The sequence below is a fragment of the Flavobacterium sp. genome (assembly GCF_049240005.1).
GTDB lineage: Bacteria > Bacteroidota > Bacteroidia > Flavobacteriales > Flavobacteriaceae > Flavobacterium.
On the sequence record NZ_JBMLTK010000080.1, the window covers coordinates 48,327 to 62,997 of the forward strand.

Consider the following 14,671-nt stretch of genomic DNA (forward strand, 5'->3'; position numbering starts at 1 on the left):
TTAAATTTTTACCACTCGTTGACTTTGTTGGCATCCATTTTTACAAAGATAAAAATTAGAATGCTAAAGCCCCACAAGCTAGAACCTCCGTACGAGATCATAGGTAAAGGTACGCCAATGGTTGGGAAGAGTCCGAGAACCATGGCAATATTAACAAAGAAATGTATAAATAGTATCGAAACGACGCAGTAGCCGTACACCCTACTGAACTTGGTTTTTTGTCTTTCGGCGAGGTATAAAATTCGAAACATGAGTCCAACGAACAAGCCAATAACGAGTAGCGATCCGAGAAAACCCCACTCTTCGCCGATCGTGGTAAAAATGTAATCGCTGTGTTGTTCCGGCACAAAACCGCCTTTAGTTTGTGTTCCTTCTAAAAAGCCTTTTCCGAACCAACCGCCCGAACCAATAGCAATTTTCGATTGGTTGATGTTATATCCGATTCCGCGAAGGTCGACTTCCTTGCCGAGTAAAATATTAAAACGATCGCGGTGGTGTTGCTGAAAGACGTCGTTAAATACGTAATTTACCGAGAACGTAAACAGTACAATAATCACAAATGCCGATGCACTTGCGAGAATATTTCGATTGGCAATTCGGCTTCGGTAATACGTTAAAATAATGATGATTGCTGCAGCTGCGATGATGTAAATGGGATCAAAAAGCAGGCAAAGTACAAAGATGATGATGGCGATAAAGCCTGTCCACAAATACCAAGAGGGCAAGCCTTCACGGTACATGACTAGAATTAGCATTGTGAATATTAAAGCACTTCCCGGGTCGTGTGGCGCAATAAGTATGATAGGCAGCAAGATAATTCCAAAGGCTTGGAACTGTCGTGCCGAATCGCGCAGATTCACTTGCACATCGCTTAAAAACTTAGAAAGTGCTAGTGCACAACCTACTTTGGCAAATTCGGCGGGTTGCAAGCTAAAGCCTCCTATGGCGTACCAGTTGGTTTGCCCGTTCACGGTTTTGCCAAAGACAAACAAGCCCGCTAAAAGGAATAAAGTGATGATGTAAAAAACAACGGAAAACTTCTCGTACACTTTACTATCCAAGGATAAAACAATAATGATCAGCGGAATTGCAAGGAGTATATTCACAAACTGCTTGGTGAAAAACTGCGACAAATCGAAGAACGAGAATTCACCCTCAGGAAAACTCGACGAAAAAATGTTGCACCAACCCAATAATACCAAAAGGCTATACAGGGTAACTGTTACCCAATCGATGTGATCTCTAGTACTTTGATTCTTCATATCAGAGTTCCAATTTACCTATGGTATCGCCCACGGGTTTAATTTCACGATTGTTATATAGCGAGTCGTTTGTTTTTTTGGTGTAGCGGTTGTACTCGGCTTCCAAACTTTTGTTTAGGATAAACTTCTCCAAATCGGTACGCGTAATTTTCTTGCGCACGTATTTCTCGATCATCAGTGTAGCAATAGGTCCGGCGATGGTCGCACCAAATCCGCCATTTTCAACAAATACGGCCAATGCAATTTTAGGATTTTCCATCGGTGCAAACGCTACAAAAATCGAGTGGTCTTTCAACTGTACTTTCTTGCCTCCTATTCGTGCAAAGTTTTCAGCAGTCCCGGTTTTTCCACAGATGTTAATGCCATCAATTTGCAAATGACTTGCGGTTCCGTTCGTGTACACGGCGTGCAAGCCGCGAATTACGGGTGCAAAATATTTACGATCGATTGTGGTAGTATGCTTTTCGCGAAACTTAGGATCGATTTTACCGCCTTTTATGTACTTAATGATGTGCGGTGTGTAATAATAGCCGCGATTTGCAACGGTTGCAATCATGTTTGCTAGCTGTATCGGTGTTGCGAGCACTTCGCCTTGCCCAATAGCGTTTGAAACGATTGCTGTAGAACGCCAGCCACCGTTGGGATAGATAATTTTGTAGGTTTTTGAAGTCGGAATCAGTCCGCGTTTTCCTGTTGGAAGATCGTAACCCATAAAATCGCCCAAACCAAAGCTTTTGGCGTGTTTTGCCCAGATATCAACAGCCTGTGGTGGCTTTAAATATTTGTTGATGGTTCGCATGTACACCGTTCCGAAATAGGCGTTGCACGAATTGTAGATCCCGTTGTGTAATTGGTGCGGCCCGAAGCCGTGGCAACGCATAAACCGCCCGCGCGCGTAACTGAAACCGTGGTGACACATAACGGTTGTATTCTCGTCGATTACACCTTCTTGTAGCGCAATTAAACCGGTAACGATTTTAAATGGCGAACCTGGCGCGTATTGTGCGAGTAATCCGCGGTCGAATAAAGGCTGTGCTATCGAATCGCGGTAGAGTTTGGTGTAGTTTTTAGAGCGCTGACGACCAACCAGAATCGACGGATCGTAAGACGGTGCGGTTACCAACGCTAAAATCTGTCCGGTTTTCGGATCTAGGGCAACAATTCCGCCGCGTTTGTTTACCATAAGTTCTTCGCCGTATTGTTGTAATTCGGCATCGATAGTTAGGGTAATGTCTTCGCCTCGCACGGCTTTTACGTCGAATTTTCCTTGCTTGTACGAACCGATATCGCGGTTAAATTTATCTTTCTGACGATACTTCACACCTTTTACGCCGCGCAATACTTCCTCGTAACTTTGCTCCACACCTTGAACACCGATCAGATCACCAGATTGGTAGTACGGATTTTTATCAATCGTACGCTGATTTACTTGTGTTATGGAACCAAAAACATTTGCAGCCACTTTCACTTGGTAATCGCGTAGGGAACGTTTTACAATTTCAAAACCTTGAAACTTTCGTTGCTTTTCTTGAAAACCAGCGTATTCTTTCTTGTTTAGTTGCGATAAGAAAACCGACGGGAGCCGCGGACTATACACCTTAGCTTTTTCCATTTTTTTTATGAAATCTTCCTTGGTGATGTTCAATAAATCGCAAAACTCGGTTGTGTCGATATTTTTTACTTCACGCGGCGTAACCATAATGTCGTACGAGGGCTGGTTGGCTACCAGTAGCTTTCCGTTTCGGTCGTAAATGTACCCGCGTTCCGGATATTCGTAAATAATTTCAATAGCGTTGTTTTCTGCTTTAAGCTTAAGCTCATCGTCGATAATCTGCAGATAGAAGAGTCGCATCACGATCAGAATAACTGATATGATAATTATGGTGGGCAACAATACCTTTCTCATCTTTTAGACGGCTTAAATAAGTGAATAATGATGATACAAAGTACAATAGTAAACAAAGTAGAGAATAGCGTTCGCAGTAAGATATCCCAAAAGAAACTGAAACGGAAAGTCTCTAAAACGAATAAAATTAGGTGGTGCGTCATCACCGAAACTAAAATAAACGAGAAGCGTTCTGGGGTAAGGCGATCGTTGATTTTAATGGTTTGATATTCGTACGAAACACCAAAGGCAAATCGAAAAAAAGCGGGTCGGACATAGGCTAAAGTAACCGACGCTGCCGCATGAACGCCTCCGGAATTAGCAAACATATCGATCAGTAAACCGAGTAAAAAACTCGCTGCTAACAAGCTGTTTTTGTTGCCGTTTACCGGATAAAGCAAAATAAACAACACATACGGATACGGGTTGAGATAGCCCCAAAACTGAATGTTGTTAAAAATGAGGATTTGTGCCGCAAGCAGCAAGATAAATCGGGCCGTATTGAATAAAACATTACTGTTCATTTGGCTGCGCTGTTTCTTGCTCTATTTGTAAAATCTCCTCGCGGTCTTTGGTTTTAATGATGTACACGTGACCTAAGCTCGTCATGTCGTTAAAGAGCTTCACGTCGAGTGTGTAATAGTTGGTTTGATCGTCGATATAAATCTTGTAAATCGTTCCAATACCAATATTTTCTGGGAAAATTTTCGAGTCGGCACCCGTTACAATTGTATCGCCTTTTTTAATCTGCGCCAAGCGTGGCACGTCGATTAATTGGGCATATCCGGTGTTTTTGCCGTTCCAAATTAAGGTGCCAAAATGATCGGACTTCTTGAATTTGGCGTTAATTTTCGACTTGATGTTCAAGACACTTTGTACAGTGGCGTAATTCGGACTCACTTTTTCAACGATACCTACAATTCCGAGATCGTTTATCACACCCATATCGCTTTTAACTCCTTGCTTGCTGCCCGAATTAAGTGTCAAATAATTTTCAGGCACGTTGAAGGAATTGTGAATCACTTTCGATAAAATGACATTCACTTTCTTAACGCCTTTAATCGTATCGGGTAGTTTTAGTGCTGCGGTGTCGGCAGAATTAAAAAGTAAAGATTTAAGTCGCGCATTTTCAATAGCAAGTTCTTGGTTACGTTCTTTCAAACTAAAATACTCGCTCACGGCATTCATTTGCTCGTAAACACCGCCCGCCAAGAAATTTGCAGAACTAATGACTTTACTTTTGTGATAGGAATGTGCCTGAATAGTAAGAGACAGCGCTATTATCAAAAGCAGCAAAAACAGCAACTTATGGCTGTTTTTAAGGATAAAATTCAATATCTGCTGCATAAGTGTCTGTTGACGCTAGTCTGATAAATCGGTTGCTTTATTGAGAAGTTCCGAATTACTTAATCAGGATACTTCTAAATTTATTGATGTTTTTCAAAGCCATACCCGTTCCACGAACAACGGCGCGTAGTGGATCTTCGGCGATGTAAACAGGCAAATCGGTTTTTTGAGAAATACGCTTGTCGAGTCCGCGTAACATCGAACCACCACCCGCTAAATAAATACCGGTGTTGTAAATATCGGCTGCTAATTCAGGCGGCGTCTGCGAAAGCGTTTCCATAACAGCATCTTCAATTCGCTGTATAGACTTGTCGAGTGCTTTAGCAATTTCGCGGTACGAAACTTCAACTTGCTTTGGCTTGCCTGTAAGCAAATCGCGTCCTTGAACCGACATATCGTCTGGTGGCGATTCTAAATCTTCTACGGCAGCACCGATTTCAATTTTAATTTTCTCTGCGGTACTTTCTCCCACAAATAAGTTGTGTTGAGTACGCATGTAGTACACGATATCGTTGGTGAAAACGTCGCCGGCAATTTTAACCGACTTATCACATACAATTCCGCCGAGAGCGATAACTGCAATCTCAGTTGTTCCACCACCGATATCGACTATCATATTTCCTTTTGGCTGCATGATATCCACTCCGATACCAATTGCCGCAGCCATAGGCTCGTGAATCAAATACACTTCTTTTCCGTTCACGCGTTCGCAAGATTCTTTTACGGCACGCATTTCCACTTCTGTAATTCCCGACGGAATACACACAACCATTCGCAAGGCAGGTGTAAACATTTTCTTTTTCAATGCCGGTATGCTCTTGATAAACATACTGATCATTTTTTCCGAGGCATCGAAATCAGCAATAACACCGTCTTTCAACGGACGAATCGTCTTGATGTTCTCGTGGGTTTTTCCCTGCATGAGGTTGGCTTCTTTACCAACGGCAATGATTTTCCCAGAAATACGATCGCGTGCTACAATAGACGGACTGTCAATTACAACTTTGTCGTTATGAATAATCAGGGTGTTGGCAGTACCAAGGTCTATCGCAATGTCCTCGGTCATGAAATCGAAAAATCCCATAGGAAATAATAAGGATTAAATTACAGTTTTTTAACGAGCAAAGGTATACAAATTAATGTTTGAAATGACGTGTACCCGTAAATACCATTGTCATATTTTGACTATTGCAATAATCGATGCTCAATTGATCTTTAATACTACCTCCAGGTTGAATAACCGCAGTAATTCCCGCCTGATTTGCAATCTCTACGCAATCGGGAAACGGGAAAAAAGCATCGCTCGCCATAACAGCACCTTGCAGCGAAAACCCGAAAGTTTGTGCTTTCTCAATAGCTTGCTTTAACGCGTCAACGCGCGAAGTTTGTCCGGTACCCGACGCCAGTAAAACGCCGTTCTTAGCCAATACAATTGTATTCGATTTGGTATTCTTACAAATCTTAGACGCAAAAAGTAAATCGTCTATTTGTTCCTGAGTTGGCGAAACATTTGTTACCACTTGCAAATCGGAAGCCTGATCCGTTTTATTGTTTCGATCTTGAACCAACAAGCCGTTTAAAGCTGTGCGGTATTGCACTTGTGCCAATTCTTCCGGCTTCTGAACCAAAACAATACGGTTTTTCTTTTCACTCAAAACTGCAACCGCTTCGCCTTCATAGGCAGGAGCAATCACCACTTCGCAAAACAGTTTATTGATTTCGTGCGCCGTAGCTTCATCAATTGTTGTATTCGCGATAAGCACACCGCCGAAAGCCGACGTCGGATCGCAAGCTAAAGCCGTAACATACGCATCGTATATCGTTGCAGCAGTGGCAATTCCGCAGGCATTATTGTGTTTAAGAATGGCAAACGTTGGCTTATCTGCTTTAAATTCTTCAATCAAATTCACAGCAGCATCAACGTCGAGTAAATTGTTATACGACAATTCTTTACCATTCAACTTTGTAAACAAAGCATCGAAATTTCCGTAGAAACTTCCTTGTTGGTGCGGATTCTCGCCATATCGCAACGGCATTTTATGGTCGAACGCCACTTGTAAACGATCTGCAGCACCCGAAAAATAATTTGCTATCGCTGTGTCGTAATGCGAGGTTACTCGAAAAGCTTCCAAAGCAAAGTTCTTGCGCTGCTCCAGCTCGGTTGCTCCCTGCTGACTTATCACCAAATCAAGCAAAACCGGATACTGACTCATATTTGAAACAATAACCGTATCGGCAAAATTCTTGGCTCCCGCGCGAATCAACGAAATGCCACCTATGTCGATTTTCTCGATGATATCTGCCTCCGAGGCCCCCGAGGCAACCGTATCTTCAAACGGGTATAAATCCACAATCACTAAATCAATCTGCGGAATGTCGTGTTGCTCCATTTCTTCGCGATCCGAAGCAACTTCCGATCTGTTGAGAATACCTCCAAAAACTTTCGGATGCAAGGTTTTAACGCGTCCGCCTAAAATAGACGGATAACCCGTTACGGCTTCAACAGGAGTTACCGAATAACCCAATTGCTCAATAAATTGCTGCGTTCCTCCCGTTGATAAAAAAGAAACATTGTTTGCCGCCAATTCGTGAATTAACGGTGCCAAGCCCTCTTTCGAATACACCGAAATAAGTGCTGTTTTGATGATTTTTGTAGTCGACATGTGTGTGTTGTGTTAAAAGCTGCAAAAGTACTTTTTGAAGTTCAAAATATGGAAGCAAACTGTAACAATTTTTTAAAAAAGTACTCCAATAAAAAATACGCTAATGCCTACCTTTACATATGATTGTTTACCTGCGTTTAATTAAAGAGAGTTTTTCGTTTGCCGTGAGTGCACTGGTGAACAATAAACTGCGTACGTTTTTGTCGCTATTGGGCGTCACCATTGGTATCTTCTCAATTATTGCGGTTTTGGCGGCAGTCGATTCGCTCGATCGAAAAATCAAAAAAGACCTCAGCGCCTTAGATAAAAATACCATTTACCTGTTGCGGTTTTCTTTCGGACCTTCCGACATTCCCGAATGGAAACGCGATCAGTTTCCAAACGTAAAATACGACGAATACACGTATCTAAAATCAGCCTTAGCCGACGAAGCCCTCATGGCTTTTCAGGTTTTTACCGGCCGCCAAACGCTTAAATTCGAAAACAAACAAGTAAGTTCAGTAAACATTGTTCCGGTTTCGCACGAATTTATCGATATCCAAAATCTCGAATTTTCCTCTGGGCGTTTCTACAATGAAGCCGAGTCTAATTCCGGCGCACGCGTGGTGGTAATTGGCGAAGAAATTGCACAATCGCTATTCGATACGCCCGATGCAGTAGGTAAGGAAATCCGAATGTACGGCCAGCGTTTTATGGTTATTGGCGTTCTGAAAAAACAAGGCGCAGGTATGTTTGGCGATAGCAACGACAGCTCAGCGTTTATTCCTGTGAATTTTATCCGACGCTTTTACGGCGATTCCGGTACTTGGCAAACCAACGTTATTATCGTAAAACCCAATAAAGGCCTTGATATCGATGCGTTTAAAGAAGAATTGGGTATGAAATTGCGTAACTACCGCGGATTGAAAGACGGCGATATCAATAATTTCTTCATCAACATCTTAGCCGGATTCACCGATTTACTCGACGGCATTATAGCCATGCTTAACTTAGGCGGCTGGCTCATCGCTGGCTTCTCGTTGCTCGTAGGCGGTTTCGGTATTGCAAACATCATGTTCGTATCGGTTAAAGAACGCACCAACCTCATTGGCATCCAAAAATCACTAGGCGCAAAAAACAAATTCATCTTGTTTCAATTTCTATTCGAAGCCATCATTTTGTGTTTGTTTGGCGGTGCTGTTGGTCTAATTTTAGTTTAGATCATCACCATTGTTATGTCGAACGTGGCCGATTTCGAATTTGTTCTAAGCTTCGGAAACGTAATTCTGGGAACTTCGCTTGCCATTATTATCGGACTAATCGCAGGTATTGTACCGGCATTTACGGCATCGCGACTCGATCCTGTCGAAGCCATTCGAAGCGGCATGTAAACTAATTTTATGATTTTTTGGGCAACTGGCCGGCGCGCTTTTAGTTGAATTAAGGTGCCGGCCACCGCGCTTTCCAAGTCAAGGTACTTCTAAAAAGCTACAACAACTACGCGTCTTTCAGCTTCCGTTGGTCGCTTAAAGCCTGCCTGCTGTTGTACGCTTTTAAGTTCGTACGCTTGCTTTTGCAATCGCTTTTGCGAAACGAGAAGCTTCCATTGATAACAGGTATGCTCATCGTTTAACAATAACTCAAAATAAAACGATAAATTAGCAACTTTAGAAAATCAAATGAAAGTGACGGGAGAACAACTTTATAAAAAACTTGTCGAAGAACATAAAATTATCGGAGAAAAAGCAGTTATTAATTTCTCACTTAAAAACTTAACAATTTCAGTTGAGACAAAGGACACAGTTGGAAATCTACTACAAGAATGGCTGAAAGCGTGGATGAGAAAAGAAAATATTGATTTTGAAGAAAATACAAATTCACAATCCTTCCCCGACTTTTATTTAGACAAAGAAAACAAAAGGAGAGGACTTTTGGAAGTAAAATCGTTCGATTGGGATCGTGGACCAGGTTTCGACCTTGCTAATTTTGATTCATATTGTAATTCCTTACTTGAAAATTCATACCGTATAGATTCTGATTATTTGATTTTCGCCTACCAAATGGAAGGCAGCGAAATCACCATTAAAAATGTATGGCTTAAAAAGATTTGGCAATTGTCCTGTCCTAGTGGAACATATCCAATAAAAGTTCAAGAAAAGAAACAAGTTATCTATAATTTAAGACCCGGAACTTGGTATTCGGAAAGAACTAATTATAAACCTTTTATATCAAAAGAAGAATTTCTTTCGGCATTAAATGAAACGAGATACCTATATCCACAAACCAGACACGGAAATGGACATTGGCTCAAAAATGTTCTAAAGAATTACGAAGCACACACAGGAGTATCGATGGCAGTCAAGTGACTTATTCTTTCGAAAGACATTACTTCAGAAATTCTTGAAGCGACAAATTCAACAACAGGTACTGCAACAGTGTTACCTAAAAGATCAAAAGCATCGTACTCTTTTGCTGGTATTTCGTACCATTCAGGATAACCAAATAAGCGTAGTCCTTCTCTTATAGTTAAACGTCTTAAGCCGTTTCCATCTGGGACAGCTAAGCGAGATACATCCGTAGCAACTAATGTTGGGGCAATGTCATTTGGGTCAAGTATTTTATTGATTTCAAAGCTCAATTTTCCAGTTACAATATTGTAACCCTTTGGTTTTGTTTCATCGTACTCACGAAATGATTTAATTCCATTTAGAGTTTGTTCTTTGACTAATTTTTTAGGATGTTCAAACTTTAAATAACCTTTATTAACCAAGTCATTTAGCATTAACTCTAGTTCGTTTTTAGGTTTATCTATGAAAGTTGCAATTTGTTCCAGTGTTAAAGCCATTCCGTCCATCCAATCAATACCAATTTCCACAGCCCATTGCTTTTTTCTTCTTTCCTTGAACAACTTATTTAGCAGTTTACACTGCTCATCTGAAACCTCTCCTTTGATCCCAATATCCCAGCTGTGTATATTATTGTCTCCTCCACGTTTGTCTTTAATAGACTTACCAAACAAATCTTGAATTTCGAAATGCGATAATAATTTATCTACAAAGTTAGATTTCAAAGGTTCAAGCCCCTTTTCGAGAATACTCTCAAGTTTTGCAAACTTAGGTTCATTGCCATTTAAATCAACTTTTTCGTCTCTTGTCCCAACAATAAAAATACGCTTCCGAGACTGTGGTAAACCAAAATCAATAGAATCAAAAACGCGCCAAGAAACTTTGTATCCTAGATCATTTTCTAGAGTATGTAAAATTGTCCGTAGAGTTCTACCAATTTTATCATTCTTATGCTGCAAATCGTGTTTAACAAGACCTTCAACATTTTCAAGAATAAAACCATATGGTTTCTTATCTCTTAAAATACGTTCAATTTCAAAGAATAGAGTTCCTCTAGTATCAAGAAAACCTTGTCGTTTACCTCCTGAACTAAAAGGTTGACAAGGAAACCCTCCTAGCAAAAAATCAAAATCAGGGATGAATTGATTATTAATTTTAAAAATATCACCAGCCAAAAAATCATGTTTGAAATTATGCTGCAATGTTTTTACTGCATGTGGTTTTATTTCAGAAGTCAAAACACATTCTGTTTTATATCCTAAACTGTTGAAGACATTTTCAAAACCAAGTCTAATACCTCCTAGACCTGCAAACAAATCGATGAATTTAATATTCTTAGTTTCCATTGCTAAACTTTTTTTCGTACTCTACACCTGGATCTGCTGCAATTAACATTGAAGATTCATACTCTTCAATTTCTATTTTTGAGCAACCAATTGCCGTAAGACATTGTATAAAAAAACAGGCACTAAAACTTCCACGACTAATTTTGCTGTCGATACTCGCTTTAGTTTCATGAACACCAATTTCATTCAAAATAACAGCCAAGTCAGCATTGGACACACCGCGTTTTACAAGCTCTGATTTAAGAAGCCGCTTGACTTTATCATTCCAACTAACCATAATAAACAACTTTGATTTTGCAAAAATCACTTAAATTTATCATATATGCAAATAATTTAGCAAAATTAAAAATTCATTATTAACAAATATATTAAAGAAAAAGAGAGCCAAATTATTATTCTTTGCATAAGGTGGAATTTAATCACGAAAATTCCTCACCTTTAAATATGTTGAAACTGCATCAAAAGACCCGAACAGAGTCAAATTTTTATCAACCTACAACATAATCGAAGTTATTTCCAGCTTTAAAAAACAGTCACAAAACCACAAAAAAATAGGCCGCTCTTTCGAAGCGGCCTAACCCCTATACTACTTAAGTAGTTCCACAAACAAAATGGAATTCAAAAATCTATCTATTTCCCGACAAATTAATACCTACTTATAGGTATTTTTTGGGTGTTTTTTCGATGTATTTTCCTACATTAATAAACTACAACTCAATATCTATCTGATTTCGAATCAAATCGTCGAACGATTCTGGTTTCGTGATTAGGAGCGGTTGCCCGTTATGTATCAAAATTTCCGCCGGTTTGTACCGCGAGTTGTAGTTCGACGACATGCTGTAGCAGTACGCACCCGCGTTGTGAAAAGCCAAAACATCGCCTTCGTGAATTTCGCTAATGCGGCGGTTGGTGGCAAACGTATCGGTTTCGCAGATGTAGCCCACAACGGTATAAAAGCGTTCCTTTCCTTTCGGATTAGAAATATTGCGAATGTGGTGTTGCGAACCGTAAAGCATCGGCCGAATTAAATGATTAAAACCGCTGTCAACGCTCGCAAAAACGGTTGATGTGGTTTGTTTCACCACATTTACGCGCGTTAAAAAGGTTCCCGCTTCGCTTACGAGAAACTTACCGGGTTCGAATGCTAAAGTTAGCGGCTTTCCGTACTCCTTTTGAAATTGCAAAAAGCGTTTGCTGAGCTTACGACCTAGTTCTTCGATATCTGTTTCGATATCTCCTTTTTTGTACGGCACTTTAAAACCGCTTCCGAAATCCAGGAAGTCGAGATTTGGGAAATGTTTTGCCGTATCGAATAAAATCTCGGCAGCGTATAGAAAAACTTCAATGTCGAGTATATCCGAACCGGTATGCATGTGCACGCCGTTAATGTGCATACCTGTGTTTTGCACAATGCGCAACACATGCGGCAACTGATGAATGGAAATACCGAATTTACTGTCTATATGTCCGACGGAAATATTGCTGTTACCGCCAGCCATCACATGCGGATTAATACGGATGCAAACCGGATGTTGCGGATGCTTGGCTCCGAACTGCTCGAGAATCGACAAATTGTCGATGTTTATTTGAACACCTAAGGCGGCAGCTTGCTCGATTTCGGACAGCGAAACTCCGTTGGGTGTATAGATAATCTGCTCGGGTTGCATGCCGGCGTACAAACCCAATTGCACTTCTTGAATGGAAACAGTATCTAAACCTGCACCTAGATTCTTAAACAATTTAATGATAGCTGTATGCGACAGTGCTTTTACAGCATAGTTAATCCGCAATTGTTCGATTTTCGAAAATGCGTTTCGCAAGCGGTTGTATTGGGCTACGATTTTGTCGCTATCGTACACATAGGCAGGCAAAGGGAATTGTTCGGCAATTTGTTGCAGTTGCTGGTTTTCCATAGATCAAAATTTTGGCAAAAGTAAGGGAGTACAGTAGTTCTTCAAATTTTTCAACAAAATACAACATTTTAAAACAAATTGTGTTTTTTGAAACAAATTCAAGAAAATGAAATCTTTTTAAAACAAAAAAGCTGCGCAGGGCAGCTTTTTCGATGCGTAAAAAATATCGCTTATCTAACTCCGTGCATCATTTTCTTGATGGCCGGCGTTAGTAAAAACAATAACAAGGCTGCAAGTCCGCAAAGCACGACAAACACCATAAAGAAATCGTATAAATTCTGAATCTCAAATCCAGCAAAAGTCGGATATACGGCACTTATTTGATTAGCTTCTAATAATTTTAGCTGCTCTGCAGTTGGTGTAACCGACTTATCTAAAACTCCTTGCAAGTCGATTCCCAATTCGGTAGCCTTTTTAAATTTATCGCCCGTTGCTGGTAAAATAGATCCTAGAGTTCCCGATAGCGCGTAACCAGCAGCACTAGAAATGAAGAATACGCCGTATGCCAAGGAAGCAAATCGCTTCGGTGCGAGTTTTCCAACCAAAGACAATCCAATTGGAGATAAACACAATTCGGCAAAGGTTTGAATCAAATACAATAAAATCAACCACTTAATTGCCAACAATCCTGAATTACCTAAGTCTTTTACATTATTTGCAATGATGAAATAACTAACGGCAATGAGCAATAATCCGATGGATTGCTTTACTGTCGACAAAGGCTCAATGTTTTTTGCTCTCAATTTATCCCATAAAATACTGAATGGGAAAGCAAAAATCACGACAAATAGTCCATTAAAAATTTGGACCATGGATGGAGGCATGTCCCAACCAAAAATATTTCTATCGGTTTGGTTATCAGCTATAAAAGTTAACGATGAACCTGCTTGCTCAAACGCGGCCCAGAAAAAGATGATAAAAAACGACATGATGTAAATCACCCAAATTCGTTGAGTCTCTACTTTTGTTAGAGTACTATCTAAAAGTATTAACGTTGCAAGAGCTACACCGCTTCCGTAAATAAAAGGATAGATGTATAATTTTACAATGTTATCGCTATTTGTATTGAAATAAAATAGAAAGAAAACAGCAGCAAATACACTTAGTGCAATTAGGATAGCCGTAGTTGAAAATTGTGCTTTTTGAGATTCGCCTTCTTCATAATCTCCAGCATCCGTAGCCGATGGTTTCCCTCCGATAGGCTTACCTTCTGGCGTAACAACATATTTATTCTTTAGAAAAAAGAAAATTGCGGTTCCTAAAATCATTGCAATAGAAGCAGCTAAAAATCCCCACTTAAATGCATGAACATCGCGAATTCCTCCACTATCTTTTACATCTCCAATCAGCGGACAAATAAACTGGCCAAGGAATGCGCCAATATTAATTCCCATATAAAAAATAGTAAATGCAGTATCTAGCTTCGATTTTTCTTGCTTCGGATACAAGCTACCAACCATAGACGAGATGTTCGGTTTAAAAAATCCATTTCCAAATACAATTATTCCCAAAGCGGTCCACATCAACGTATTTGCCAAACTTAAGTTAGCATCAAAAACGCTGGCACTGAAGAAGAGTAATAATTGCCCAATAGCCATCATTATTCCGCCAAGCATGATACAATTTCTATTTCCAAAAAAGCGATCGGAAATAAATCCGCCAAGCATTGGTGTTAAATAGCAAAGTCCGAGAAATCCGCCGTAAATAATAGATGCATCTTCTTCTTTCATCATAAGCGAATTCACCATAAATAAGGTTAATATCGCACGCATTCCATAAAAGTTGAAGCGCTCCCACATTTCGGTACCGAACAGAACCCAAAGACCTTTTGGATGTTTCGATGCGCTTTGTTGACTAGTCATTTCCATATTGTAAATTGGTTGGTTAAAGATTATTCTTAATAAAGTCTGCCATTTTATTGTAAAGCTGTA

At 40.1% G+C, this 14,671-nt stretch carries 11 protein-coding genes and 1 pseudogene; 2 read left to right on the forward strand and 10 right to left on the reverse strand.

The features are described 5' to 3' along the window. Positions 1 to 8: 8 nt before the first annotated feature. The 6 genes from rodA to purH are packed head-to-tail and all read right to left on the reverse strand — an operon-like array spanning position 9 to position 7,157. Positions 9 to 1,262: a rod shape-determining protein RodA gene (gene rodA, locus ACOVQQ_RS08720; RefSeq protein WP_094485158.1), complete on the reverse strand. Its 1,254-nt coding sequence runs from the start codon at positions 1,260 to 1,262 to the stop codon at positions 9 to 11. 1 nt (position 1,263) lies between these two features. Next, positions 1,264 to 3,168 carry a penicillin-binding protein 2 gene (gene mrdA, locus ACOVQQ_RS08725; protein ID WP_421817858.1) on the reverse strand — a complete coding sequence of 635 codons (1,905 nt, stop codon included), beginning with the start codon at positions 3,166 to 3,168 and terminating at the stop codon, positions 1,264 to 1,266. Next, the gene (locus ACOVQQ_RS08730; protein WP_421817859.1) at positions 3,165 to 3,671 is read right to left on the reverse strand and encodes a rod shape-determining protein MreD; all 507 of its coding nucleotides are present in this window, start codon (positions 3,669 to 3,671) and stop codon (positions 3,165 to 3,167) included. Before ACOVQQ_RS08730 ends, mrdA begins: the two co-directional genes overlap by 4 nt. After that, on the reverse strand, positions 3,661 to 4,494 hold the full coding sequence (mreC, locus tag ACOVQQ_RS08735) for a rod shape-determining protein MreC (protein ID WP_421817860.1): 834 nt from the start codon (positions 4,492 to 4,494) through the stop codon (positions 3,661 to 3,663). The genes ACOVQQ_RS08730 and mreC overlap by 11 nt, the downstream gene beginning before the upstream one ends. A 55-nt stretch (positions 4,495 to 4,549) precedes the next feature. Next, on the reverse strand, positions 4,550 to 5,578 hold the full coding sequence (locus ACOVQQ_RS08740; RefSeq protein WP_094485162.1) for a rod shape-determining protein: 1,029 nt from the start codon (positions 5,576 to 5,578) through the stop codon (positions 4,550 to 4,552). A gap of 52 nt (positions 5,579 to 5,630) precedes the next feature. Continuing rightward, positions 5,631 to 7,157 (reverse strand): bifunctional phosphoribosylaminoimidazolecarboxamide formyltransferase/IMP cyclohydrolase, encoded by a 1,527-nt coding sequence (purH, locus tag ACOVQQ_RS08745; protein ID WP_421817861.1) that lies wholly within the window; start codon positions 7,155 to 7,157, stop codon positions 5,631 to 5,633. Positions 7,158 to 7,276: 119 nt separating this feature from the next. Here purH and ACOVQQ_RS08750 point away from each other — a divergent pair. Together ACOVQQ_RS08750 and ACOVQQ_RS08755 are read left to right on the forward strand one after the other, a co-directional pair. Continuing rightward, positions 7,277 to 8,527 (forward strand): annotated as a pseudogene (locus ACOVQQ_RS08750) (ABC transporter permease). Positions 8,528 to 8,815: 288 nt separating this feature from the next. After that, positions 8,816 to 9,502, forward strand: coding sequence for an NgoBV family restriction endonuclease (locus ACOVQQ_RS08755; RefSeq protein ID WP_421817862.1), 687 nt, complete (start codon positions 8,816 to 8,818; stop codon positions 9,500 to 9,502). On the opposite strand, the gene dcm is transcribed toward ACOVQQ_RS08755, so the two are convergent. The 4 genes from dcm to ACOVQQ_RS08775 all read right to left on the reverse strand — a co-directional run bounded on the left by dcm (position 9,463) and on the right by ACOVQQ_RS08775 (position 14,602). After that, positions 9,463 to 10,827 carry a DNA (cytosine-5-)-methyltransferase gene (gene dcm, locus ACOVQQ_RS08760; RefSeq protein ID WP_421817863.1) on the reverse strand — a complete coding sequence of 455 codons (1,365 nt, stop codon included), beginning with the start codon at positions 10,825 to 10,827 and terminating at the stop codon, positions 9,463 to 9,465. The two genes, ACOVQQ_RS08755 and dcm, sit on opposite strands and share 40 nt — an antisense overlap. Then, complete coding sequence (locus ACOVQQ_RS08765) at positions 10,817 to 11,104, reverse strand: DUF6471 domain-containing protein (protein ID WP_421817864.1); 288 nt, start codon at positions 11,102 to 11,104, stop codon at positions 10,817 to 10,819. The genes dcm and ACOVQQ_RS08765 overlap by 11 nt, the downstream gene beginning before the upstream one ends. Before the next feature lie 430 nt (positions 11,105 to 11,534). Continuing rightward, positions 11,535 to 12,740, reverse strand: a complete 1,206-nt coding sequence (lysA, locus tag ACOVQQ_RS08770) for a diaminopimelate decarboxylase (RefSeq protein ID WP_421817865.1) — start codon at positions 12,738 to 12,740, stop codon at positions 11,535 to 11,537. A 170-nt stretch (positions 12,741 to 12,910) separates the two neighbouring features. Then, positions 12,911 to 14,602: a peptide MFS transporter gene (locus tag ACOVQQ_RS08775; RefSeq protein ID WP_421817867.1), complete on the reverse strand. Its 1,692-nt coding sequence runs from the start codon at positions 14,600 to 14,602 to the stop codon at positions 12,911 to 12,913. Between the last annotated feature and the right edge of the window lie 69 nt (positions 14,603 to 14,671).

Bases quoted from the DNA above. Each gene is read 5' to 3' on its own strand.
- rodA (WP_094485158.1), bottom strand. From the start codon at position 1,262: ATGAAGAATCAAAGTACTAGAGATCACATCGATTGGGTAACAGTTACC.
- mrdA (WP_421817858.1), bottom strand. From the start codon at position 3,168: ATGAGAAAGGTATTGTTGCCCACCATAATTATCATATCAGTTATTCTG.
- ACOVQQ_RS08730 (WP_421817859.1), bottom strand. From the start codon at position 3,671: ATGAACAGTAATGTTTTATTCAATACGGCCCGATTTATCTTGCTGCTT.
- mreC (WP_421817860.1), bottom strand. From the start codon at position 4,494: ATGCAGCAGATATTGAATTTTATCCTTAAAAACAGCCATAAGTTGCTG.
- ACOVQQ_RS08740 (WP_094485162.1), bottom strand. From the start codon at position 5,578: ATGGGATTTTTCGATTTCATGACCGAGGACATTGCGATAGACCTTGGT.
- purH (WP_421817861.1), bottom strand. From the start codon at position 7,157: ATGTCGACTACAAAAATCATCAAAACAGCACTTATTTCGGTGTATTCG.
- ACOVQQ_RS08755 (WP_421817862.1), top strand. From the start codon at position 8,816: ATGAAAGTGACGGGAGAACAACTTTATAAAAAACTTGTCGAAGAACAT.
- dcm (WP_421817863.1), bottom strand. From the start codon at position 10,827: ATGGAAACTAAGAATATTAAATTCATCGATTTGTTTGCAGGTCTAGGA.
- ACOVQQ_RS08765 (WP_421817864.1), bottom strand. From the start codon at position 11,104: ATGGTTAGTTGGAATGATAAAGTCAAGCGGCTTCTTAAATCAGAGCTT.
- lysA (WP_421817865.1), bottom strand. From the start codon at position 12,740: ATGGAAAACCAGCAACTGCAACAAATTGCCGAACAATTCCCTTTGCCT.
- ACOVQQ_RS08775 (WP_421817867.1), bottom strand. From the start codon at position 14,602: ATGACTAGTCAACAAAGCGCATCGAAACATCCAAAAGGTCTTTGGGTT.